Consider the following 23,717-nt stretch of genomic DNA (forward strand, 5'->3'; position numbering starts at 1 on the left):
GTCTGTGTTCGTCGCCGACGACCGCGTCATCTACAGCGCATCCGATCTCGCGGCGGCCGCCCGTTGCGAGTACGCGCTGCTCCGCGCCTTCGATGCCAAGCTGGGCCGGGGCCCTGCGGTGTCCGTCGAAGACGAGTTGCTGGCCCGTACCGCCGAGCTCGGCGGCCAGCATGAGGAACGCCACCTCGATGAGCTGCGCTCGGCGACTGACGTCACGGTCATCGGCAGGCCCGCCTACACCGTCGCGGGACTGACCGCGGCCGCCGAGGCCACCCTGGCCGCGGTCGAGCAACGCGCGCCCGTCATCTACCAGGCCGCGATGTTCGACGGCCGGTTCGCCGGATTCGCGGACTTCCTGCTGCTGGATGCCGACCGATATCGGCTACGCGACACCAAGCTCGCCCGATCGGTGAAGGTCGAAGCACTGCTGCAACTGGCCGCGTACGCCGAGACACTGTCGGCTGCGGGGGTGGCCGTGCACGACGAGGTGGAATTGGTGCTGGGCAACGGAACAACGCGGGCCTACCGGGTCGACGAGTTGCTGCCGGTGTACCGGTCCCGGCGCACCGCCCTGCAGGACCTACTGGATCGGCACCTCGCCGGTGATGTCGCGGTGAGTTGGGAGGACGAGTCCGTGCGCGCGTGTATGCGCTGCCCGGAGTGCCAGGCGCAGGTTCGCCGACACGATGACCTGCTACTGGTCGCGGGCATGCGAATCAGCCAGCGGGCCCGGCTGATCGATGCCGGCATCACCACCGTTGCCGAACTGGCCGCCCACGAAGGCCCCGTTCCCGGCATGCCCGCCCGCGCGGTCGCCGCGCTGAGCGGGCAGGCGCGACTTCAGATTGCTCCGCGGGTTGCCGGAGAGCCACCATTCGAGGTGGTCGACCCACAGCCGCTGATGCTGTTGCCCGATCACGACAAGGGTGATCTGTTCTTCGACTTCGAAGGTGACCCGCTGTGGACGGCCGACGGTACCGACTGGGGTCTGGAATACCTGTTCGGCGTGCTCGGTGTCGGCGGAGAATTCCGGCCGCTGTGGGCCCATGACCGCCGACAAGAACGCAAGGCGCTCAAGGGCTTTCTGGAGATGGTCCGCAAGCGGCGCAAGCGGTATCCCAAGATGCACATCTACCACTACGCGGCGTACGAGAAGACGGCCCTGCTTCGGCTCGCCGGCCGCTACGGCGAAGGCGAGAACGAGGTCGACGACCTGCTGCGCAACGGCGTCCTGGTGGACCTGTATCCCCTTGTCCGCAAGAGCATTCGGGTCGGCACCGAGAACTACAGCCTCAAGTCGCTCGAGCCCCTGTATATGGATGCCGAACTGCGCACCGGCGATGTCACCACCGCCACCGACTCGATCACGATGTATGCCCGTTACTGCGAACTGCGCGCCGACGGCAACCACGACGAGGCCGCGACTGTACTCAAGGAGATCGAGGACTACAACCTCTACGACTGCCGATCCACCCGCAAGCTGCGGGACTGGTTGCTGCAGCGCGCATTCGAATCCGGTGTCCCGCCGCTGGGCTTCCAACCGGTGCACGAATCCGGTCAGGTCGAGGTCGATGACGACGTGGCTCGCACGCTGACCCGGTTCGCCGGCGACGACATCACCACCCGCAGCCCGCAGCAGCGGGCAGCCGCCATGGTCGCGGCGGCAAGCGGCTACCACCGGCGCGAGGACAAGCCGTTCTGGTGGGGACATTTCGACCGGCTCAACAGCCCGGTCGACGAATGGTCCGACACCCCAGGGGTTTTCCTGGCCGAGCGCGCCGAACTCGAGGCCGACTGGCACGTTCCGCCGCGGGCCCGAAAACCCCAGCGGCGACTGCGACTGACGGGCTCGATCGCCGCCGGGGAGCTCAGCGGCGAGATGTTCGCCCTCTACGAGCCGCCGACGCCGGCCGGGCTGTCCGACGATCCCGAACGGCGGGGCTGCAGTGCGGTGACCGTCCTCGAGTGCGACGATCCGGCCGCCCCGACCGAGGTGCTCGTCTTGGAGCGAGAACCCAAGCAAGGCGGTCCTTTCGGTCAGGTGCCGTTCGCCCTCACCCCCGGTCCACCGTTCCACACGAAGGCACTGCGGGAGTCGATCGACGCCACCGCCGCAGACATCGCGGCCACGCTTCCGCAGTTGCCGGCGTCCGCGGTCGTCGACATCCTGTTGCGCCGCCCACCCCGCACCGGCGGCCCATTGCCGCGCACCGGGGACAGCGCTGCCGACATCACCGCCGCGCTGCTGGCCCTGGACTCCTCGTACGTGGCCGTGCACGGGCCGCCCGGCACCGGCAAGACACACACCGCGGCGCGCGTCATCGCCGGCCTGGTCAACGACCGGCGCTGGCGCATCGGGGTGGTCGCACAGTCCCACGCCGTGGTGGAGAACCTGTTTCGCGACATCATCGCCGCCGGGGTCGACCCGGGTGCCGTCGCCAAGAAGCCGGGCGGCACCGGGCCGTGGACGGTCATCAACGAAAAGGACTATCCGGCGTTCATCGCCGGTGCCGAGGGTTGCGTGATCGGCGGCACGGCATGGGATTTCGCCAACGCCTCGCGGGTGCCCCGCAGCAGCCTGCAGCTGCTGGTGATCGAGGAGGCAGGACAGTTCAGCCTGGCCAACACCATCGCCGTCGCACCGGCGGCGGCGAACCTGCTGCTGCTGGGCGATCCGCAGCAGCTGCCGCAGGTCAGTCAGGGCACCCATCCCGAGCCGGTGGACGCCTCGGCGCTGGGCTGGCTCGTCGACGGCCACCATACGCTGCCTGAGCAACTCGGCTATTTCCTGGATCGGTCCTACCGCATGCATCCGGCGGTGTGCGCCGCGGTCTCCCGGCTGTCCTACGATCGGCGGCTGCACTCGGTGCAGGACCGCACGGCAGCTCGCCGCCTGGCCGGCTTCGAGCCCGGGGTGCACGTCCTGAGCATCGATCACGACGGCAACTCGACTGACAGCATCGAGGAGGCCGAGGCGATCGTCGCCGAGACCACCCGGCTGCTCGGTTCGGCATGGACCGACGAGGACGGCACCCGCGCGCTGACCGGCGCCGACGTGCTGGTCGTCACCCCCTATAACGCGCAGGTGCTGCTGCTGCGCCGGCTGCTCGACGCCGCAGGCCTGACCGACGTGCAGGCCGGCACGGTGGACAAGTTCCAGGGCAGACAGGCCGCGGTGGTGTTCGTGTCGATGGTGGCGTCCTCGATCGCCGAGGTCCCCCGCGGAATCTCGTTCCTGCTCAACCGGAATCGCCTCAACGTCGCCGTGAGCCGAGCCAAGTACGCCGCGGTGATCGTCCGCTCGGCGATGCTGACCGACTATCTGCCGTCGACGCCGGCCGGTCTGGTCGAGTTGGGGGCGTTTCTCGCGATGTGTGATAAACCCTCGCCATGACCGCTTCACTGACCCAGACCCTGCAAGGCATCGTCGGCCCCGCACACGTCGTCACCGATGCCGATGTGCTCGACGGGCGCAGTGTCGACTACACCGGGCGCTACCGCGGGCACGCCAGCGCGCTGGTGCGCCCGGCGTCGGCCGACGAGGTGGCCGCGGTGCTACGGGCATGTCGGGACGCGGGGGTCTGCGTGACGGTGCAGGGCGGGCGGACCTCGCTGGTGGCGGGAACCGTGCCCGAACACGACGACGTGCTGTTGTCCACCGAACGACTGACCGAAGTCGGCGAGGTCGATGTCGACGAACGGCGGATCAGGGTCGGCGCCGGCGTCACCGCGGCGGCGGTGCAGCGGGCGGCCGCCGCGGCGGGCCTGCTATTCGGGGTCGACCTGGCCGCCCGGGACTCGGCCACCGTCGGCGGGATGGCGTCCACCAACGCCGGCGGGCTACGCACGGTGCGCTACGGCAACATGGGCGAACAGGTCATCGGTCTGGACCTCGCCCTGCCCGACGGCACGGTGGTGCACCGGCACAGCCAGGTGCGCGCCGACAACACCGGCTACGACCTGGCCTCGCTGTTCATCGGCGCCGAGGGCACCCTCGGGGTGATCACCTCGCTGGACCTCCGCCTGCACCCCATTCCGGCGCACCGGGTTACGGCGGTGTGCGGCTTCGCCGACCTGGCGGCGTTGGTGGCCGCCGGCCGGGTGTTGCGGGACACCGAGTCGGTGGCCGCGCTGGAGCTCGTCGACGGCCGCGCCGCGGCACTGGCGGCCAAGCATTTCGACGTCGCGGTCCCCACCGACGCCGACTGGTTGCTGCTAGTCGAGCTGGCCGGGGACAGCGACCTGACCGAACGCCTCGCTGACGCACTCGACGGTGCCGAGCTCAGCGACGAGCCCGCGGTGGGAGTGGACAACACCGCCCAGCAGCGTCTCTGGCAGGTCCGCGAATCCACCGCCGAGGTGGTGGGACTGTTCGGGCCGCCGCTGAAATTCGATGTGTCGCTTCCCTTGTCGGCGATTCCGGCGTTCGCCGACGACTCCGCCGCGTTGATCGGCACGCACGCGCCCGACGCGATCGGCGTGCTGTTCGGCCACATCGGCGAGGGCAACCTGCACTTGAACGTGCTGCGCTGCGGCGTCGAACAGGAAAGCCAGCTGTACGCGGCCATGATGAATCTCATCGCCGCCCACGGCGGCAACGTCAGCTCCGAACACGGGGTCGGCAGCCGCAAACGCGCTTACCTGGGGATGTCTCGGGAGGACTCCGACATCGCCGCCATGCGCACGATCAAGGCGGCCTTCGACCCCACGGGGTTCCTGAACCCGGCGGTGTTGTTCGACTGACCGCTCGGTCGGCCCGACGGCCGACTAGGACCGCGGCCGTACGAGCACCGACTGCTGGATGCTGCCCACCGCGCCGTCGTCGTCGAACAGGGTGCCCACCGTCGTCCCGATCCCGTCAGGTCCGTACCTCGTCTCCGAGCGGATGCCGACCCACTCACCGACCGGCACCCGGTGGACGTGCACCGCGAGGTCGGTGTTCATGAACGTGTACTTGGTGATGTCGATCTTGGTGCCGATCCCGTTGGCCGAGTCGGCGATGGCGAACAGCCGCTCCAGCGGTGTCATCGTCTCGCCGTGCACCAGACCCGCCAGTGGGCGGATCCACGACTCGCCGGGACCGGCCGCCAGCGGCTTGGTCAGCCACAGCCACTCGGTGCTGTGCACGTAGTTGCGGTCGAACTTCTCGGCGAGGTTGCGGTTGACGCCGGCCGTGCGCGGGGCCAGCGGTGGCACCGGGGCAGCAGTCAGGCCGGGGGTGGGAACGGTCCGCAGCCGCCAGCCGCTGGCCTTGGCCACCGGCCGGGGGCTGCCGTCGGGTCCCTGCCCCAGCATCACCGCGCTCACCAACTCGATCTGCCGGCCGGCCCGCTCGACGGTGGCAGCGACCCACAGGTCTCCGTCGGCGGGCACCCCGCCGAGCAGATCCACCACCACCCGGCTCAACCGGGTGTCGTCGCGCTGCTCGCAACGCTGCATCGCCCGCACCAGCAGCGCCGACACCGGACCGCCGTGCTGGATACGCGGAGACCACGTGCTGCGCACCAGATCGGTGGCGCCGAACCGCTCACCGCGCGGATCGGCGGGGTCGAGCAGCTCGTAGTAGCTGTCGGTCATGCTCACCTTTCGATCGACGGATAGCCGGCGCCGGGGATCTCGACCCTGACGGTCTCGACGCAGGAGCGGCGCGTGCCGGCCAGCCGTTGCGGGTAGGCGTCCGAACTCGACACCAGGAACAGGGTGCGCCGGTCGGGGCCGCCGAGCATGCAGGCGATCGCCGCCCGCTCGCCGATATCGATGCGATCGGTGACCGCACCACCGGCGACCACCCGCTGGAACTGATGCGCCAGCGTCATCGCCGTCCACACGCCGCCCTCGGCGTCCAGCGCGATACCGTCCGGCGGCCCCTCGAGCCCGTCGGCGAACACCCGGCGCGCCGACAGCGCACCGTCGGCGTCGACGTCATAGGCGGTGAGGCGACGGCCGGTCGACTCGGCGACGATCAGGGTCCCGCCATCGCCGGTGATGGCCATGCCGTTGGGGAAGTCGAGGTCGTCGGCGACCACGGCGACCGTGCCGTCGGGGTCGATGCGCACGATGACCCCGCCCTGGCGGGCCTGCGCGCCGACATAGGCCCGGCCGTGGGCGTCGACCACCATGTCTCCGACGCCGGCCGGCACGACGCCGGACAGGTCGGCGATCGGGGTGGTCTCCTCCCCGTCGTACCGCAGCACCATCCGGCGTTCGGTGGAGGCGATCAGCAGCGTCCCGTCGGGACGGAATCCGAGGCCGGCTGGGGCGTGGCCGTCGAGTGTCAGCGTGGTCACCGATCCGTCCAGGCTGACGGTGTGCACAGCCGCGCCGAGCATGTCGGACAACCACAGCAGGCCCTCGAACCAGCGCGGCCCCTCACCGAAGGAGAACCCGTCGGCCAGCGGGGTCGGCCGCAGCGAACCGGCGACACTCACGTGATCGCCGTACCTTTACAAAACATCGGACAAGTGTCACGCTCCGTACGTGGCACTGTCAACGACGCGTACGACGCGGGAAGGCTGACCCGTGTGGTGTTACCGACTCGTCGCGCCCTATACCTTCGAGCGTGGGACGCTACCGCAGCCGGCGCCCGATGAGCTGCGCGACGGGCAGGTGCTGCTGAAATTTCTCGCCGCCGGAGTCTGCGGCAGCGACCTGCCCGGGTTCAAGGGCGTGCAGGGACGGCTGCCCGGCGACACCGGGACACAGGCCGCCGAGATGGCGGGATTTCCCATCCACGAGATCGCCGGCGAGGTGGTGGCCAGCGCGCACCCCGGCCACCGTAGCGGCGACCGGGTGGTGGGCTGGGCATCCGGCTTCGACGGCCTGATGGAATTCGTCGTCTCCGACGGAAACGGGCTGGCACCCTACGATCCGGCCCTGTCCCCCACCCATGCCGTGGGCCTGCAACCGCTGGCCTGCATTCTCTATGCGCTCGAACAACTCCCACCGCTGACCGGCAAGCATGTGGCCGTGATCGGACAGGGCTCGATCGGCCTGCTGTTCTCCTACGTCGCCAAGGCTCGTGGCGCGACCCGCGTCACCGGCGTCGACCCAATCTACCGTGACGACGTGGGCGCGAAGTTCGGCGTCGACACCGTGGTGCGTTCCACCAGCGACCGCTGGGTGGCCCACCTGTCACCGCACGACAAACCCGACATCGTCATCGAGGCGGTGGGCCATCAGGTGTCCACCCTCAACAACGCCGTGGAGGCAGCCGCCTTCGGTGGCACCGTGTTCTACTTCGGCGTTCCCGACGACGACAGCTACCCGATCAGCATGCGCACCATGCTGCGCAACAACCTGACGCTGAAATCCGGTGTGACGCTAGATCGCCGGCGCGTGCTGGACGAGGCCGACGAGTTCGCTCGCGAGCATCCGGACCTGCTGGGGATGTACGTCACCCACACCTTTCCGGCCACCGAGGTTCAGGATGCCTTCGAGTTCGCCTGCCGGCCGACCCCCGGACGGGTGAAGATCGCGATCACCGCGCCGTGACCCCGAGCAGACTGCAGGAGTCACTGGCCGCCAAAAGCACTGTCTGGGGCGGCTGGGTCACCGGCCCGTCGTTCGCCGGACCCGAAGAATTCGCAAGGGCCGGATACGATTACGTCGGCTTCGACATCCAGCACGGTTATCTCGACGACGCCGACGTCGCGGTGATCCTGCGCCGCCTGGAGCAGGTCCCGATCGCCACCGCGGTGCGGGTGCCGACCGCGGCGGCCGCCCCCATCGGGCGGGTGCTCGACGCGGGTGCCGACGCCGTGATCGTCGCGATGGTCGACAGTCCAGAGCAGGCCGCCGAGGCGGTGGCCGCGGCCCGATTCGCCCCTGACGGGATCCGCAGCTTCGGACCGCTGCGCGCCACCCTCGGCCACGACCCCGCCGAGCTGGCCGCGCGGGTCAGCGTGTTCGCGATGATCGAAACACAGGCCGGCCTGGCGGCGGTGGACGAGATCTGTGCGGTGCCGGGGCTGACCGGCGTGTACGTCGGTCCGGCAGATCTGGCGATCACGCTGGGCGCTTCGGTGCCGGGGGCGACGAGCCACCCCGCGGTACGTGCGGCGATGATCCGGGTACAACACGCAGCCACGGCGGCCGGAATCGTGGCCGGCGTCCATGCCGGAGACGGTCTGATCGGAAAAGAACTGGCGGCGTTGGGGTTTCAGATGATCACCCTCAGTGCGGAATCTCAGGCGTTGCGCCGCGGCGCAACGCAGTACCTGCGCGAGGCGGGGGGACTGCCGTGAACGGACCGAAGGTCGCCCTGGTCACCGGGGCCGCGCGAGGCCAGGGCCAGGCGATCGTCCGGCGGCTGCGCGCCGATGGGTTCTCGGTGGCTGCCGCCGACCGCCTCGACATCGCCACCGACGATCCCGGGGTGCTGCCAATCGAACTCGACGTGACGTCACAGGAGCAGTGGACCGCCGGGATCGCCCGGGTGGTCGAGCGGTTCGGCGCACTGAGCGCCCTGGTGAACAATGCCGGAGTGCTGCACCGTGCGCCGTTGGACGAGGAGACGGCCGAGGGATTCGAACGGGCTTGGCGGGTCAACACCTTGGGCCCCTTCCTCGGTATTCGCGCGGCACTGCCGCAGCTGCGCGACACCGAGGGCGCCGCGATCGTCAACACCTGCAGCACCGGAGCCATCCGGCCGTTTCCCTTCCACGCCGCCTACGGTTCGTCGAAGTGGGCCCTAAGGGGCCTGACCCAGATCTCCGCAGCCGAGCTGGCCGGTGCGGGCGTTCGCGTCAACGCCGTGTTCCCCGGCCCGGTGGAGACACCGATGCTCGACGACAGGACACGCGAGCGGCTGGTGGCGCGGGCCTACAGCGGACGGCTGGGTCAGCCGATGGAGATCGCGGACGCAGTGGCCTTCCTGCTCTCCGACCAGGCGTCGTTCATCACCGGCGCGGAACTCGTCATCGACGGTGGCCAGTGCCTACGAATCGGCTGAGTCCCACCGTCGGCATCATCGGTGCCGGACCAGGGGGCATCGCACTCGGAATCTTCTTGCGCAAGGCCGGCTTTCACGACTTCACCATCTTCGACCGGGAGGACGGCGTCGGCGGTACGTGGCGCATCAACAGCTATCCCGGCCTGGCCTGCGATGTGAAATCGCACCTGTATTCCTACTCGTTCGACCTCAACCCCGACTGGAGCCGGCTGTGGCCCGGGCAGCCGGAACTGCTGGACTACTTCGAACGCTCCGCCGACCGCCACGGCGTGCGTCCACACCTGCGGCTGAACACCGAGATCACCTCGGCGCACTGGAACGCCGGCCAACGCAGCTGGACGTTGACCACCTCGGCGGGGCAGCAGCACACCTTCGACATCGTGATCTCGGCGGTGGGCATGTTCACCCGGCCGCTGCTCCCCGACCTCGAAGAGCAGGAGCCCTTCACCGGGACGCTCATGCACACCGCGCAGTGGGACCACAGCGTCGACCTCACCGGGGCGCGGGTAGCGGTGCTGGGCACCGGTTCGACGGCATCGCAACTACTGCCCGAGGTCGCGAAGGTGGCCGAGACGGTGTACTCGGTGCAGCGCTCCCCCACCTGGGTACTGCCCAAGCCCGACCGGCCCTACACCGAGCGGGAACGCTGGCTGTTCCGGCGAATACCGCTGGCCAAGAAGCTGTATCGGATCCGGTTGTGGTTGCGCAGCGAAGCCAACATCGCGGTCATCGAGAACGGCAGCGACAAAACCCAGGAGTTCAAGAACATCTCGCTGCGCTTCCTGGAATCGGAAGTCGACGATCCGCAGTTGCGCGCCCGCCTCACCCCGGACCATCCACTGGGCTGCAAGCGCCTGGTGTTCGCCGCCGACTATCTGTCGACGCTGGCCCAGCCGCATGTCCAGGTGGTCGCCAGCCCGGCCCGCGCACTGCGCGCCCGCTCGCTGGTCACCGAGGACGGCTCGGAACTGGACGTGGACGTCGTGCTGTGCGCCACCGGGTATGCCGCCACCGACTATCTCGGCCAGATCGACGTGGTCGGTGAGGGCGGGCGGTCGCTGCACGACACCTGGCGCGACGGCGCGTTCGCCTATCTGGGCATGGCCGTCCCCGGCTTCCCGAACTTCTTCCTGCTCTACGGCCCCAACACCAATGTCGGCTCCAACAGTGTGCTGTTTGTCCTGGAGGCCCAGGCCCGCTACATCGTGCGGGCCCTAAAACACCTGCGCCGGAACCGCTACCGCTACATCGCGGTCCGAGCGGAGACGACCGCACAGTTCCTGGCCGACATCGACCGCTGGATGGAAGGCACCGTCTGGACCACCCGGTGCAGCAACTACTTTCGCGCACCGAACGGGCGGGTGGTGACCCAGTGGCCGCGCAGCGCCCGCGCGTTCTGGGCGATGACCCGCCGGTTCCGGTCTCGTGACTACACGTTCACGCCCCCGGGAAACGGGTGACGGCACTGGACACCCGGCTGCTCGACCGACTGGACCCGGCACTGCACCCGTTCACGGCGGCACGCATCGACCTGTCCGTCGACGGCCTTGCGGGCGTGCGGGTTTCACTCAACGATCGACGTCGAGATGCCGTCGCACTGGTCGACGCCACCGGGGTGCAGATCAGCCAGGCCACAGTGCCGCGCGAGGATGGGCCACCGGTCGCCATCCGCCTCTACCGTGCGGCCCCGGCACCATCGCCGGTGGTGATCTACCTGCACTCCGGGGCCTTCGTGCTCGGCAACCTCGATACCGACCACCGCCAATGCGTCGAACTGGCCCGCCGCGGCGGCTGCACCGTGGTGTCGGTCGACTACCGGCTGGCCCCCGAGCACCCCTACCCGGCCGCACTCGACGACGCCGCCGCGGTACTGCGGTGGGTGTGGACGACGGCGTCGGAGGCGGGGTTCGACCACACCCGGCTGGCCCTGGCCGGCAACAGTGCAGGCGGCGCACTGGCGGCCGGGCTCGCCCAGCGGGCAGCGGCAGGCACCCTACCGCCTGTCGTCGGCGTGCTGTTGCACCAGCCGGTGCTCGACGACCGGCCGACGGCGACCAAGGCAGAGTTCGTCATCGCACCGGGTTTCGACGGGGCCGCCGCGGCGCAGATGTGGCGGCACTACCTCGGTGACAGCACGCCGGGTCCGACATTTGTTCCGGCGCGGTACAGCCGATTGACCGGTCTACCAAGCACATTCATCACCTGCTCGGAGCTCGACCCGTTGCGCGACGAGGCTGTCGACTACGCCGGGAGATTGCTGCGGGCGGGCGTGCGTACCGACCTGCATCTGTTCAGCGGAACCTGTCACGGCTTCGATTCACTGTGCCCGGACTGGGAGGTGAGCCGGGCCGTCCTAGACCTGCACGGCGCCGCACTCCGGGGCTTCCTCGGCAAAGCATGAGCTTTACAGATTAACGCTTGAATGTCACGCTGGTGGGCGTGCGTGCACCCGGTGATGGAAGGTCCGCGAGAGCCGACATGTCCGACCTCGACGAGCCGCCCCGGACGCCGCGGCGCGCCGGGACCCGGCAGCGGGCGAGCTACCGGCTCGACGTGATCGGTATCCACGTCGCCGACGTGGTGAACTCGGCCGGCGGGTGGCTGTTCGACCGGGTGATGGCGGGCTGGGATGTCCGGGTGGCCGTCTCCGAGGACAGCGACATGGCGGCGCTGCAGATCCTCGGCGTGCGCACGGCGGACCTGGCGACCATCGTCGGCAACGGCGAAAAACCGCTTGCGCTCGCCGTGGCGGGATCGCTGTGTGGAGCCGACGAGCGGGTCGGCGATGTGGTAACCGCCGCCGCCCGCTCGACACGTACCGAAGTGACGGTGTGGGGCGAGTTCTGGGTACCGGGGATGCGCCGCACCGGGAACGAAGTTCGGCACGAATTGAGCGCGGCCGCACGGGTGTTCAAGGCGCAGGCCGTGCTGGCCGCCGGGGCCGGCCCGACCGCCCCGGGCGCCTACGAGATGTTTCGCAGCCACGGCCGGACGGCGCCGACCGAATACCCGGACCTGCTCCCGGTCCGCTGACGGCTGGGCGTAGGTGTCAGTCGCGCCGGGGCATCGAGTGGCGGCCGTAGCTTTCGTGTTCGTCCCCCTCGCCCCGGTAGTGCCGCGCAGATCGCTGATCTCCCTCGTCGCTGAGCCGATGCCGCGACGGCTGCTCGATGTCGACGCTCACACCGTCCAGGCTCGGTGACCTCTCGATCCCGAAACCGTTGAGGGCGGGCGCTCGGTACAGCTGCGGCTCCGGCACCGACCACGCGATGCGTTCGGTCTCGTCGTCGAACTCATCGTCGCGCTCGTCGTCGAGCTCATCGCCGCGCTCGAAGACCGTCGGGCGATGCACGGGCTCCCGGTCGAGGAGGTACTCGACGTAGGCGTCGTCGTCATAACCCTCGTCGTAACCCTCGTCATACACCGGGATTTCGTCGGTGATCTCCTCGTCGGCATGGTCCGAATCGCTGCTGCGCCCGACCAAGCCGCCGAGCAGGAACACCGCGCCGACGATGCCGAACAGCGCGACGAATGCCGGCAGCAGCATCGACTGCGACAAGGCGGCGGCGAACGACTCGTGCAAGAACGAGGGCAAGGCCAACACCGCCGCCTCGCCGGGCGTCGCGCCGACTGATGCCGCAGGCAGCTCGTCCCCGATCCGCGCTGCCATGAACGCCGCCATGCCGGCGCTGCCCAGGACCGAGCCGACCTGCCGCGTCGCGTTGTAGACACCCGAACCGGCGCCGGCCAGCTGCGGCGGCAGGTTACGGGTCGCGGTGGCCGCCAGCGGCGACCAGATGAACGCCATCCCGATGCCCATCGCGGTCAGCGGCACCACCAGCCGCCAGATCGGAGTCGTCGGCGTCATGTCGGTCGAAAGCCAGGTCAGGGCAATCGCCAGCACCGAGAACCCGAAGCCGATGATCGGCCCGGGATGGGCCCGGTCGACCAGCCGGCCCACGAATGGCGCGAGCACGCCGCTGGCTACCGCCATCGGCGCGATCAGCAACGCTGACCGGGTCGGACTCAGACCGCACACCACCTGCGCGTAGAACATGACCGGCACGATCATCGCGGTGACCACGAACCCGATCACCGCGACGCCGAGATTGGCCAGGCTGAAGTCGCGGTCGGCGAACATCGCCAGCGGGACCAGCGGCTCGTCGCGGTTCATCGCCTGCCAGTAGACGAAGGCCGTGAAGAACCCGATGCCGGCAACGATGACGGCCCAGATCCACGCCGCCCAGTGATGGCTCTGCCCCTCCTGCAGTCCGAACACCACGAGGAACATCCCCAGCCCGGACAGCACCACACCGGGCACGTCGAAGTCGTGCCGGCGGGTGGGCAGCGCGGGGATCAGCCACACCGCCAGCGCCAGCCCGATCACGCCGACCGGCACGTTGACGAAGAAGATCCACTCCCAGCCCAGATGCCCGACGAGCACGCCGCCGGCGAGCGGTCCGACCAACGTCGCCACTCCGGCCGTCGCGCCCCACAGGCTCATGGCCACGCCCCGACGCTCCGGCGGAAAGATGCGGGTGATCGTCGACAGGGTCTGTGGCGTCAGCAGCGCCGCGCCCAGGCCCTGGACCACACGCGCGGCGATCAGGGTGTCGATGGAACCGGCCATCCCGCACCACAGGGAAGACGCCGTGAAGACGGCCAGACCCACGATGTAGAGGTTCTTGGGTCCATAACGGTCGCCGAGCCGGCCGGCCAGCAGCAGCGGTACCGCATAGGCGAGCAGGTAGGCGCTGGTCACCCAGATCACGGTGTCGTAGTCGGTGATCTCCAGCGCGTCCATGATGCTGGGGTTGGCCACCGCGACGATGGTCGAGTCGACCAAGATCATGAAGAAGCCGACCATCATGGCCCACAGCGCAGGCCATGGATTCGCCGGCGGCCCGTCAGCCGGCCGCGGGCCGGTTTCCAAGTCCACGCCCGGCTCCCGGCCGGCCATGTTCCTGGTCATATCCACACCTCGTTTCGGCTTACTGCGACGCTGTCGGCCAACCGCTGCTGCCGCCGCACCGGATCGATCGATCGTGGTACCCGGGTGCATAACGCCGCCACCGGTGCGCACACTTCCGGCGGTCGCGCTGCCCCGGTCGAGACTATCGACTCGCCGATCAGGTACCCGGAAGCGGCCTGTCGACGAAGGGCCCCGTAGGCGTACGTTGATGAGGTCAGCTGTCGAGGGTTCAGCCCCTGTGCGATCCCTGTGGAGAACCGACACCGCAACGATTTACAGCTGAGGAGTAGCCATGCATTCGGATCGATTCCGCCCGTTGGTGGACGCGAAGGGTCCGTTCGTCTCAATCTATTTCGACGACTCTCATGACACCGAGGACGCCGCCGCCCAGCTCGACGCCCGGCTACGTGACATCCGCAAGCACCTGGAGGGCGAGTCCGTCGAGCCCGCGGTGATCGAGGCCATCGACAGTGCCGTCCGCGGCGCCCATCCGCCGGTGGGCCGCAGTGGGCGGGCGGTGATCGCCGCCGGTGACACGATCGTCTTCGACGAGCGCCTCATCAGACCACCGACCACCACGATCATCCGGGTCTCCGAGCTGCCTTACCTACTGCCGGTCGTCGAGCACGGACCCCTGCACACCGTCTACCTCCTGGTGGCCGTCGATCACGCCGGCGCCGACATCACCGTGCACCGGCCCAACCGGGTCGACACCGAAAGCGTCGAGGGCGACGGCTACCCGGTGCACAAGGCCAAGTCGGCCGAGGGCCACGAGTACGGCAAGGAGCACGCCGTCGAAGAGGCCACCCGCAGGAACATCCGCGGGGTCGCCGATCGGGTCACTCATCTCCTCGACGATGCGGGCGCGCAGGTCGTGTTCATCAAGGGTGAGGTCAGCTCGCGCACCGACCTGGTGTCCGCCCTGCCCGACCGGGTGGCAGACAAGGCGGTGCAGCTGCATGCCGGAGCCCGCACCGGCGGCACCGACGAGACCGAGGAACAGGACGAGATCACCCAGGAACTGCTCAAGCGGCGACTCGCGGTCATCGACGACGCGGCGCAGCGCTTCGCGGCAGGGCGCGGCACCGGCCTGGCCGTCGAAGGACTGGCCGACGTGACAGCCGCACTGCGCGACGGCGCGGTGGACACCCTGATCATCGGGGAGATCGGGGACGTCACCGTCGTCGCCGACACCGACCTGGCGATGGTCGCGCCGGACGCCGACACCCTGTCCGACCTCGGCGGCGCGCCCGAGCGCACACTGCGGGCCGACGAGGCACTGCCGCTACTGGCGGTGTCGACCGGCGCGGCGTTGGTCCGCACCGACGAGCGGCTCAACCCCGCCGACGGGATCGCCGCGGTGCTGCGGTACGCGGAGAACAGCTCCGCGGGTTAGCCCGCCGAGTACGAGTAGCGGTGGCGTCAGGCCTCATCCGGGGCCGGCGCGCCGACCGCCACCAACGCCAGCAGGGCGATCGCGACGCCAGCGGTCATCACCAACGAAAGCGCGAGTTCGTCGTTGCCGAGCAGGCCGACCACCGGGGCGATGACCGCGCCGAGGCCGAACTGCGCCGCCCCGAGCAGCGCGGCGGCCGTTCCGGCGGCCTCGTGATGGCGCGAGAGCGCCACCGCGGGGGCATTGGGCATGACGAAACCCAGCATGGCCAGCATCGCCCACACCGGTAGTACGAAGCCGAACAATCCGCCGGTGTGCGTCGCCGAGAGCGCGATGAACACCACGCCGCACCCGGCGGCCGCGGCCAGCGCGGACACCGCGATGCGCTGCGGCGAGAAACGGCGCAGCAACACCACGTTGAACTGGGTGGCGCTGATCAACGCGATCGCGCCCGCACCGAACACCAGCGCGAAGCTCTGTTGGTCCAGGCCATAGCGGCCCTGCAGCACGAACGATGCGCCGGCGATGTAGGCGAACAAACCCGCCATGGCCAGCGCCGCGACCAGCACCAGGACCACGAACCGCACATCACGCATCAGCATCAGATAGGTGGCCGCGATCGAGCGCACCCGCAGCGGGCGCCGATGCGCGGTGGGCAGCGTCTCCGGTAGTGCCAGGGCAGCCATCACCAGCAGCAATCCCGCCAGCACGATCAGCACGGCGAACACCCAATGCCACGACGCCTTCAACAGCACCACCGCGCCCAGCGACGGCGCGACCACCGGGGCCACTCCGAGGACCAGCATCAGCCGGGACATCACGGTGGCCGCCTGGGTGTCGTCGAACAGGTCGCCCACCACCGCGATCGCCACCACCATGGCCGCGGCCGCCCCCATCCCCTGCAGTCCGCGTGCCAGGCTCAGCACCGCCACGCTGGGCGCCACCAGGCACAAGACCGAGGCCAGCATGTGCAGCACGATCCCGGCGATCAGCGGGCGGCGCCGGCCGAGCGAGTCCGACAGCGGACCCACGATGAGCTGGCCCAGCGCCAGACCCGCCAGCGTTCCGGTCAGCGTCAGCTGGGCCACCGACGAGGACACCCCGAGTTCCTCGGCGATGCGCGGCAGCGCGGGCAGGTACATGTCGATGGTCAGTGGCCCCAGCGCCACCAGTGCGCCCAGCACCAGAATCATCCGAATTCGGCCGGGCGCCTGCGTCTCCGGGGCGACCGGCGGTGTGCTTCGGGTGTCGGTCACACTCTGGGATGTTGCCATGACTGACCACAGCACGCCGGGCCGGTTATTTGTTCCTCCTGCGGCAACTACGGCACGCGGTGACAGGGATCACCGCGGGGCACGTCGAGGGGGCATCCGTTCGTTAGCCTGGTGGGACCAGCAGGAAGGCGCAGGCATGAAAGTTCGACGACGGGGCACTGGCTCTGATGCCACCGGCCGAGCGGCTGCCCAGCTGCCGGCCCAGATCGACGGTGGCAGCGAGGATGACGCCAGCATGTCGGCGCGGGTGCTGTCCCAGATCCTCGAGCGCAGCGCCCGGGCCCAGGCCCCGGCGGTCAAGGCTTATGTGGGCAGGCTGCGCCGCTCGCATCCCGACGCCACCCCCGCCGAGATCGTCACCAAGCTGGAAAAGCGCTACCTGGCCGCGGTGATGGCCAGCGGCGCCGCCGTCGGTTCGGCCGCCGCCTTCCCCGGCATCGGCACGCTGGCCGCCCTGTCGGCGGTAGCCGGTGAGACGCTGGTGTTCCTGGAGGCGACGTCGGTGTTCGTGCTGGCCGTCGCCGAGGTGCACAACATCCCGCTCGAACAGCGGGAGCGGCGCCGGGCGCTGGTGCTGGCCGTGCTGGTGGGTGAGGAAAGCAAGGGCGCGATCGCCGAACTGATCGGGCCGGCGCGTACCAGCGGCGCCTGGCTCACCGAGAGCGCCGAGTTGTTGCCGCTGCCGGCTTTGTCGCAGCTCAACACGCGGCTGATGCGGTACTTCGTCAAGCGCTACACGATCAAGCGTTCGGCGATGGCATTTGGCAAGATGCTGCCCGTCGGCATCGGCGCAGCCATCGGTGGTGGCGGCAACCGAATGATGGGCAAGAAGATCGTGAACAACGCGCGCACCGCCTTCGGGCCTGCGCCAAATCGGTGGCCGGCGAGCCTGCACCTGCTGCCTGCCATTACCAACGAAAGGTAGCCCCGAGGTAACCGCTCGCCGACGGAGTCGAACCGGTTGCCGCAGTAGTTCTGACCATGGCGCTGAGGTGCTTCGGGAACACCGAAGAGGGGTTAGCCTTTTAAGCGGCGGCCATGTGTCGGGGCACAAAAGTGGGGGCAATCCGTCCAAACGCGGCTTGCCCGGATGAAGGAATTGAGGCGAGCACCTGCCGTGAGCAGTACGAGTTCACCATTCGGCCAGAACGAGTGGCTGGTCGAGGAGATGTACCGCAAGTTCCGCGACGACCCCTCCTCGGTCGACCCGAGTTGGCACGAGTTCCTGGTCGACTACAACCCGGAGCCGACGACGGAGACGGCCCCCACCGGTAAGTCGACCGGGAATGGCCGCGCGGTCCCGAGCGCGGCACCGGCCGCCCCGCCGCAAGCCGCGCCGACCGCACCGGTGACCGCCAAGGCGGCGCCGACCCCGGCCCCCGCCAAGGCCGCCCCGTCGGGCAACGGCTCCCCCGTACCGGCCGCCAAGGCACCGGCCCCCAAGCCGGCCCCGGCTGCCGCGGTGTCTGCGGACAATGGCGAGGAGACGCAGGTGCTCCGTGGTGCGGCGGCGGCCGTCGTCAAGAACATGAACGCCTCGCTGGAGATCCCGACCGCCACCAGCGTTCGCGCGATCCCGGCGAAACTGATGATCGACAACCGGATCGTCGTCAACAACCACCTCAAGCGCACCCGCGGCGGGAAGATCTCCTTCACCCACCTGCTCGGCTACGCGATCGTGCAGGCGGTCAAGAAGTTCCCGAACTTGAACCGCCACTACGCCGAGATCGACGGCAAGCCCAACGCCGTCACCCCGGCACACACCAATCTGGGCCTGGCCATCGACCTGCAGGGCAAGAACGGCAGCCGGTCGCTTGTCGTCGCGGCGATCAAGAACTGCGAAACCATGCGGTTCGGTCAGTTCATCGCCGCCTACGAGGACATCGTGCGCCGCGCCCGCGACGGCAAGCTGACCGCCGAGGACTTCGCCGGTGTGACGATCTCGCTGACCAACCCCGGCACCATCGGCACCGTGCACTCGGTTCCGCGGCTGATGTCCGGGCAGGGCGCCATCATCGGTGCGGGCGCCATGGAGTACCCGGCCGAATTCCAGGGTGCCAGCGAGGAGCGGATCGCCGAGCTGGGTATCGGCAAGCTGATCACGCTGACGTCGACCTACGACCACCGGATCATCCAGGGTGCGGAGTCGGGTGACTTCCTGCGCACCATCCACGAACTGCTGCTCTCCGACGACTTCTACGACGAGATCTTCTTCGAGCTCGGCATCCCCTACGAGCCGGTCCGGTGGCGCACCGACAACCCGGACTCGATCGTCGACAAGAACGCGCGTGTCATCGAGCTGATCGCCGCCTACCGCAACCGCGGCCACCTGATGGCCGACATCGACCCGCTGCGGCTGGACAAGACGCGTTTCCGCAGCCACCCGGATCTTGACGTCAACACTCACGGTCTGACGCTGTGGGACCTCGACCGGGTGTTCCGCGTCGACGGGTTCGCCGGCAAGGAATCCAAGAAGCTGCGCGACGTGCTCGGCCTGCTGCGCGACGCCTACTGCCGCCACGTCGGGGTGGAGTACACCCACATCCTCGAACCCGAGCAACAGAAGTGGCTGCAGGAGCGCATCGAGGTCAAGCACGACAAGCCGACCGTCGCCCAGCAGAAGTACATTCTGTCCAAGCTCAACGCCGCCGAAGCGTTCGAGACCTTCTTGCAGACCAAATACGTTGGCCAGAAGCGCTTCTCATTGGAAGGCGCCGAGACCGTCATCCCGATGATGGACGCGGCGATCGACCAGGCCGCCGAGCATGCGCTCGACGAGGTCGTGATCGGTATGCCGCACCGCGGCCGGCTCAACGTGCTGGCCAACATCGTCGGCAAGCCCTACTCGCAGATCTTCAGCGAGTTCGAGGGCAACCTCAACCCGTCGCAGGCGCACGGCTCCGGTGACGTCAAGTATCACCTCGGTGCTCGCGGCGACTACATCCAGATGTTCGGCGACAACGACATTCAGGTGTCGCTGACCGCCAACCCGTCGCACCTCGAGGCTGTCGACCCGGTGATGGAAGGCATCGTTCGGGCCAAACAGGACCTGCTGGACATCGCGAACGGGGGCGACGACGCCGCGAAATTCACCGTCATGCCGATGATGCTGCACGGCGACGCGGCGTTCGCCGGCCAGGGCGTGGTGGCCGAGACGCTCAACCTGGCGCTGCTACGCGGCTACCGCACCGGCGGCACGGTCCACATCATCGTCAACAACCAGATCGGCTTCACCACCTCGCCGCAGGACTCGCGGTCCTCGGAGTACTGCACCGACGTCGCGAAAATGGTTGGCGCGCCGATCTTCCACGTCAACGGCGACGACCCCGAGGCGTGCGTGTGGGTGGCCCGGCTGGCCGTGGACTTCCGGCAGAAGTTCAACAAGGACGTCATCATCGACATGCTCTGCTACCGCAGACGTGGCCATAACGAGGGTGACGATCCCTCGATGACGCAGCCGTACATGTACGACGTGATCGACACCAAGCGCGGCGTGCGCAAGTCCTACACCGAATCCCTGATCGGCCGCGGCGACATCTCGATGAAGGAGGCCGAGGACGCGCTGCGCGATTACCAGGGCCAGCTGGAGCGGGTGTTCAACGAAGTCCGCGAGCTGGAAAAGGTTGAGGTCGAACCCAGCGAGTCGGTCGAAGAAGACCAGATGATTCCGCGCGGGATGACCACCGCGGTGGACAAGTCGCTGCTGGCCCGCATCGGTGACGCCCACATGTCCTTCCCCGAGGGATTCAGCGTGCACCCCCGGGTCAAGCCGGTGCTGGAGAAGCGCCGCGAGATGGCCTACGAGGGCAAGGTCGACTGGGCGTTCGGCGAGCTGCTGGCGCTGGGCTCGTTCCTGGCCGAGGGCAAGCTGATCAGGTTCTCCGGGCAGGACACCCGCCGCGGCACGTTCACCCAGCGACATGCGGTGATCATCGACCGCAAGACCGGCGAGGAATTCACCCCGCTGGATCTGCTGACGATCAACCCGGACGGCACGCCGACCGGCGGCAAGCTGATGGTCTACGACTCGGCACTCTCGGAGTATGCGGCCGTGGGCTTCGAATACGGCTACTCGGTGGGCAACCCCGACGCACTGGTGTTGTGGGAGGCCCAGTTCGGCGACTTCGTCAACGGCGCCCAGTCGATCATCGACGAGTTCATCAGCTCCGGCGAGGCCAAGTGGGGCCAGCTCTCCGACGTGGTGCTGCTGCTGCCGCACGGCCACGAGGGCCAGGGTCCGGATCACACCTCGGGCCGCATCGAACGGTTCCTGCAGCTGTGGGCCGAAGGGTCGATGACGATCGCCCTGCCGTCGACGCCGGCGAACTACTTCCACCTGTTGCGCCGCCACGGCCTCGACGGTGTGCACCGGCCGCTGATCGTGTTCACGCCGAAGTCGATGCTGCGCAACAAGGCCGCTGTCAGCGACATCCGGGACTTCACCGAGCAGAAGTTCCGCTCGATCCTGGAGGAGCGGACCTACACCGATGGTGACGGCGACCGCAGCAAGGTCACGCGAATCCTGTTGACCAGCGGCAAGATCTACTACGAGCTGGCCGCCCGCAAGGAGAAGGACAAGCGCGACGACGTCGCGATCGTGCGTGTCGAACAGCTGGCACCACTGCCCAAGCGCCGGCTGAGCAACACCCTCGACTCGTATCCGAACGCCAACCAGTTCTTCTGGGTGCAGGAGGAGCCGGCCAACCAAGGTGCGTGGCCGACCTTCGGGTTGACCCTGCCGGAGTTGTTGCCGGAGAAGCTGACCGGCATCAAGCGGATCTCCCGGCGCGCCATGTCCGCGCCGTCGTCGGGTTCGTCGAAGGTGCACGCTGTCGAGCAGCAGGAGATCATCGACGAAGCGTTCGGCTAGAACGCTCGACTGTGGGGCCTATGCACGCCAGATCGCGGTGTCGCGTGCATAGGGCCCACGCTCGGGCCTAGAAGCCGAAGTTGTTCAGCAAGTCCAGCGGGATGGGCGACTGACCGTTGGCCAGGTCCTGCATGGCACGCGGGCAGAAGAACGAGACCGCGATACCGGTGAACATGGTGGCGGGGCCCAGCGGCCGGCCGAGCGCATCGGAGACCGTCGAGGCGATGTCGGCGGTGTTCTGGCTGCGGTCGGCCAGCATCGGGCAGATCGACTGTCCCAGCTCGACGGCCTGTGCCGGATCCACTCCGGTGATGCCGGCGTTGCCCAAGGCCGAGAGGAAGTCGGCGGTGGTGGTGTCGTCGGCGTGGGCGGGTGCGGCGAAGGCTGCCGCCCCGCCGATCAGACTGGCGATCAATCCGGCGGCCAGACCGGCGCCCGTCATACGGCGAAACGTCATGCCCTAAGCATCGCCCTTCGGCATGCCGCTGTTACCCCCGGGTAGGTCACCGGCTAACGTGGGCGCATTCAACACACGTCAAACAACCCGAGGAGCGTCCATGCAGGGGTTTGCCGGAAAGGTTGCGGTCATCACCGGGGCCGGGTCGGGCATCGGTCAGGCACTGGCCGTCGAGCTGGGCCGATCAGGCGCCAGCGTGGCGATCAGCGACATCGACACCGAGGGACTGGCGGTGACCGAGCAGCGACTGAAGGCCATCGGCGCCCCGGTCCGGGCCGACCGCCTCAATGTCACCGAGCGTGAGGCGTTCCAGGCCTACGCCGACACCGTCAAGGACCACTTCGGCAAGGTCAACCAGATCTACAACAACGCCGGCATCGCCTTCTCCGGTGACGTCGAGATCAGCCAGTTCAAGGACATCGAGCGGGTGATGGACGTCGACTACTGGGGCGTGGTCAACGGCACCAAGGTGTTCCTGCCGCACCTCATCGCCTCCGGCGACGGACACGTCATCAACGTCTCAAGCCTCTTCGGCCTGTTCTCGGTACCCGGCCAGGCGGCCTACAACTCGGCCAAGTTCGCGGTCCGCGGCTTCACCGAGGCACTGCGCCAAGAGATGATCCTGGCCAAGCACCCGGTGAAGGTGACCACCGTGCATCCCGGTGGCATCAAGACCGCGATCGCCCGCAATGCGACCGCCGCCGAGGGACTCGATCAGGCCTCACTGGCCGCGGCGTTCGACAAGAAGCTGGCTCGCACCACACCCGAACGGGCCGCCCAGATCATCCTCGACGCTGTCCGCAAGAACCGGGCCAGGGTTCTGGTCGGCGCCGACGCCAAGATCCTGGACCTCGTCGTGCGCGCCACCGGCTCGGGCTACCAGCGGCTGTTCTCCAGCGTCCTGCCCAGGCTTTCTCCACCGATGCGCTGAGAGCGTCAGCGCCCCAACGGGTGTGCGGACAACCACTCCTCGGCCACCGTTCGCGGATCGGCGCCCTCGGCCACCTGGCGACGCATGTCCACCAGTGAGCCGGTGTCCAAGACTCCGGCGAGTTCGTTGACCGCGCGGATCTGTTGCTGGTCGAGTTCGTTGCGTCGGTAGAGCGGCACGATGTTCTCGGCCTGCACCAGTGCCGGCTTGCCGTCGGCCAGTACGACCAGGTCGCCGGGTACACCGTTGTCGGCGGTGCCGGTCCATCCCGCCGTGACGACACCGGCGCGCACCGCCGCGAACATGGCTGCCTTGTCGGGGAACTCGCGCGCCGGCGGCAGGGTGCAGCTGCCCACCGCGGTCGGAAGCCACCGCGCACCGGCGACCGCCCCGATCCGCAGTCCCGCACAGTGGCGCACCAGGGCGCTCAGGTCGCGACTGCCCCAGGCCGCGGCGGTCGCGTCGGTGACCGCGAGCGCCGGCTTGTCCTCGGCTCCGGTCGTGTAGTCACCGGCGGCGACCCCTTCGGGCAACACCCCGAGCAGCGCCCGGTAAACCTGCTCGTCCGAGCGGACGGCCGTGCCCGGTGCAAAGGTCTGCAGCAACCGACCGGTGAAGCCGGGTACGACGCTGACGTCGCCGGAATCCAATGCAGAAAGCGGATTCTCGACGGTTCGCACCTGGGCGCCGGTGCCGTAGGAGCGCAACCCCGCCGCGTACAGGTTGGCCAGCAGCGTCGTCTCGGGATCGGCCGTCGTCCCCACGGCCAACGACGGGGCGGGCGGCGGCGCGGCACAGGCGACGACCAGCAGCGCCACCAGCCCCGGCAGCAGCCGGCGAATCGTCGTCGGCATCAGGATCGCTCGC

At 68.7% G+C, this 23,717-nt stretch carries 18 protein-coding genes; 12 read left to right on the top strand and 6 right to left on the bottom strand.

What is annotated here, in order from left to right; genetic code table 11:
- Positions 1-4 precede the first annotated feature (4 nt).
- Both ACXDF8_RS20140 and ACXDF8_RS20145 read left to right on the top strand, forming a co-directional pair.
- Positions 5-3,394, top strand: a complete 3,390-nt coding sequence (locus tag ACXDF8_RS20140) for a TM0106 family RecB-like putative nuclease (protein WP_457225048.1) — start codon at positions 5-7, stop codon at positions 3,392-3,394.
- Positions 3,391-4,743, top strand: coding sequence for an FAD-binding oxidoreductase (locus tag ACXDF8_RS20145; protein WP_457225049.1), 1,353 nt, complete (start codon positions 3,391-3,393; stop codon positions 4,741-4,743). Before ACXDF8_RS20140 ends, ACXDF8_RS20145 begins: the two co-directional genes overlap by 4 nt.
- A gap of 24 nt (positions 4,744-4,767) precedes the next feature.
- Here the strand turns inward: ACXDF8_RS20145 and ACXDF8_RS20150 are convergent, their stop codons facing one another.
- Together ACXDF8_RS20150 and ACXDF8_RS20155 are read right to left on the bottom strand one after the other, a co-directional pair.
- Positions 4,768-5,577, bottom strand: a complete 810-nt coding sequence (locus tag ACXDF8_RS20150) for a thioesterase family protein (RefSeq protein WP_457225050.1) — start codon at positions 5,575-5,577, stop codon at positions 4,768-4,770.
- Between the two features lie 2 nt (positions 5,578-5,579).
- Positions 5,580-6,410, bottom strand: coding sequence for an SMP-30/gluconolactonase/LRE family protein (locus ACXDF8_RS20155; protein ID WP_457225116.1), 831 nt, complete (start codon positions 6,408-6,410; stop codon positions 5,580-5,582).
- Positions 6,411-6,519: 109 nt separating this feature from the next.
- On the opposite strand from ACXDF8_RS20155, the gene ACXDF8_RS20160 reads away from it, so the two are divergent.
- Genes ACXDF8_RS20160 through ACXDF8_RS20185 form a run of 6 tightly spaced genes read left to right on the top strand, consistent with a single transcriptional unit; the run spans position 6,520 to position 11,983 of the window.
- Entirely contained in the window at positions 6,520-7,491 is a 972-nt protein-coding gene (locus ACXDF8_RS20160; protein ID WP_457225051.1) for a zinc-binding dehydrogenase, read from the top strand.
- A complete protein-coding gene (locus ACXDF8_RS20165; RefSeq protein ID WP_457225052.1) occupies positions 7,488-8,243 on the top strand; it encodes an HpcH/HpaI aldolase family protein in 756 nt (251 codons plus the stop codon). Before ACXDF8_RS20160 ends, ACXDF8_RS20165 begins: the two co-directional genes overlap by 4 nt.
- Positions 8,240-8,950, top strand: a complete 711-nt coding sequence (locus tag ACXDF8_RS20170; protein WP_457225053.1) for an SDR family NAD(P)-dependent oxidoreductase — start codon at positions 8,240-8,242, stop codon at positions 8,948-8,950. Before ACXDF8_RS20165 ends, ACXDF8_RS20170 begins: the two co-directional genes overlap by 4 nt.
- Entirely contained in the window at positions 8,932-10,410 is a 1,479-nt protein-coding gene (locus ACXDF8_RS20175; protein ID WP_457225054.1) for a flavin-containing monooxygenase, read from the top strand. Before ACXDF8_RS20170 ends, ACXDF8_RS20175 begins: the two co-directional genes overlap by 19 nt.
- On the top strand, positions 10,407-11,351 hold the full coding sequence (locus tag ACXDF8_RS20180) for an alpha/beta hydrolase (RefSeq protein WP_457225055.1): 945 nt from the start codon (positions 10,407-10,409) through the stop codon (positions 11,349-11,351). The genes ACXDF8_RS20175 and ACXDF8_RS20180 overlap by 4 nt, the downstream gene beginning before the upstream one ends.
- 38 nt (positions 11,352-11,389) lie before the next feature.
- A complete protein-coding gene (locus ACXDF8_RS20185) occupies positions 11,390-11,983 on the top strand; it encodes a hypothetical protein (RefSeq protein ID WP_457225056.1) in 594 nt (197 codons plus the stop codon).
- Positions 11,984-11,999: 16 nt separating this feature from the next.
- On the opposite strand, the gene ACXDF8_RS20190 is transcribed toward ACXDF8_RS20185, so the two are convergent.
- Complete coding sequence (locus tag ACXDF8_RS20190; protein WP_457225057.1) at positions 12,000-13,922, bottom strand: MFS transporter; 1,923 nt, start codon at positions 13,920-13,922, stop codon at positions 12,000-12,002.
- 292 nt (positions 13,923-14,214) lie between these two features.
- On the opposite strand from ACXDF8_RS20190, the gene ACXDF8_RS20195 reads away from it, so the two are divergent.
- Positions 14,215-15,318 (top strand): Rv2629 family ribosome hibernation factor, encoded by a 1,104-nt coding sequence (locus tag ACXDF8_RS20195; RefSeq protein WP_457225058.1) that lies wholly within the window; start codon positions 14,215-14,217, stop codon positions 15,316-15,318.
- Positions 15,319-15,344: 26 nt separating this feature from the next.
- On the opposite strand, the gene ACXDF8_RS20200 is transcribed toward ACXDF8_RS20195, so the two are convergent.
- On the bottom strand, positions 15,345-16,592 hold the full coding sequence (locus ACXDF8_RS20200; RefSeq protein WP_457225059.1) for a multidrug effflux MFS transporter: 1,248 nt from the start codon (positions 16,590-16,592) through the stop codon (positions 15,345-15,347).
- Positions 16,593-16,728: 136 nt separating this feature from the next.
- On the opposite strand from ACXDF8_RS20200, the gene ACXDF8_RS20205 reads away from it, so the two are divergent.
- On the top strand, positions 16,729-17,517 hold the full coding sequence (locus tag ACXDF8_RS20205) for a hypothetical protein (RefSeq protein WP_457225060.1): 789 nt from the start codon (positions 16,729-16,731) through the stop codon (positions 17,515-17,517).
- A gap of 192 nt (positions 17,518-17,709) precedes the next feature.
- The gene (locus ACXDF8_RS20210) at positions 17,710-21,462 is read left to right on the top strand and encodes a multifunctional oxoglutarate decarboxylase/oxoglutarate dehydrogenase thiamine pyrophosphate-binding subunit/dihydrolipoyllysine-residue succinyltransferase subunit (RefSeq protein ID WP_457225061.1); all 3,753 of its coding nucleotides are present in this window, start codon (positions 17,710-17,712) and stop codon (positions 21,460-21,462) included.
- Between the two features lie 67 nt (positions 21,463-21,529).
- On the opposite strand, the gene ACXDF8_RS20215 is transcribed toward ACXDF8_RS20210, so the two are convergent.
- Positions 21,530-21,919, bottom strand: coding sequence for a DUF732 domain-containing protein (locus ACXDF8_RS20215; protein WP_457225062.1), 390 nt, complete (start codon positions 21,917-21,919; stop codon positions 21,530-21,532).
- Positions 21,920-22,019: 100 nt separating this feature from the next.
- Here ACXDF8_RS20215 and ACXDF8_RS20220 point away from each other — a divergent pair, with 100 nt between their 5' ends.
- Positions 22,020-22,850 carry an SDR family NAD(P)-dependent oxidoreductase gene (locus tag ACXDF8_RS20220; protein WP_457225063.1) on the top strand — a complete coding sequence of 277 codons (831 nt, stop codon included), beginning with the start codon at positions 22,020-22,022 and terminating at the stop codon, positions 22,848-22,850.
- 5 nt (positions 22,851-22,855) lie between these two features.
- Here the strand turns inward: ACXDF8_RS20220 and ACXDF8_RS20225 are convergent, their stop codons facing one another.
- On the bottom strand, positions 22,856-23,704 hold the full coding sequence (locus ACXDF8_RS20225) for a glycine betaine ABC transporter substrate-binding protein (protein WP_457225064.1): 849 nt from the start codon (positions 23,702-23,704) through the stop codon (positions 22,856-22,858).
- Positions 23,705-23,717: the final 13 nt, after the last annotated feature.

This window comes from Mycolicibacterium sp. CBM1 (genome assembly GCF_054073305.1).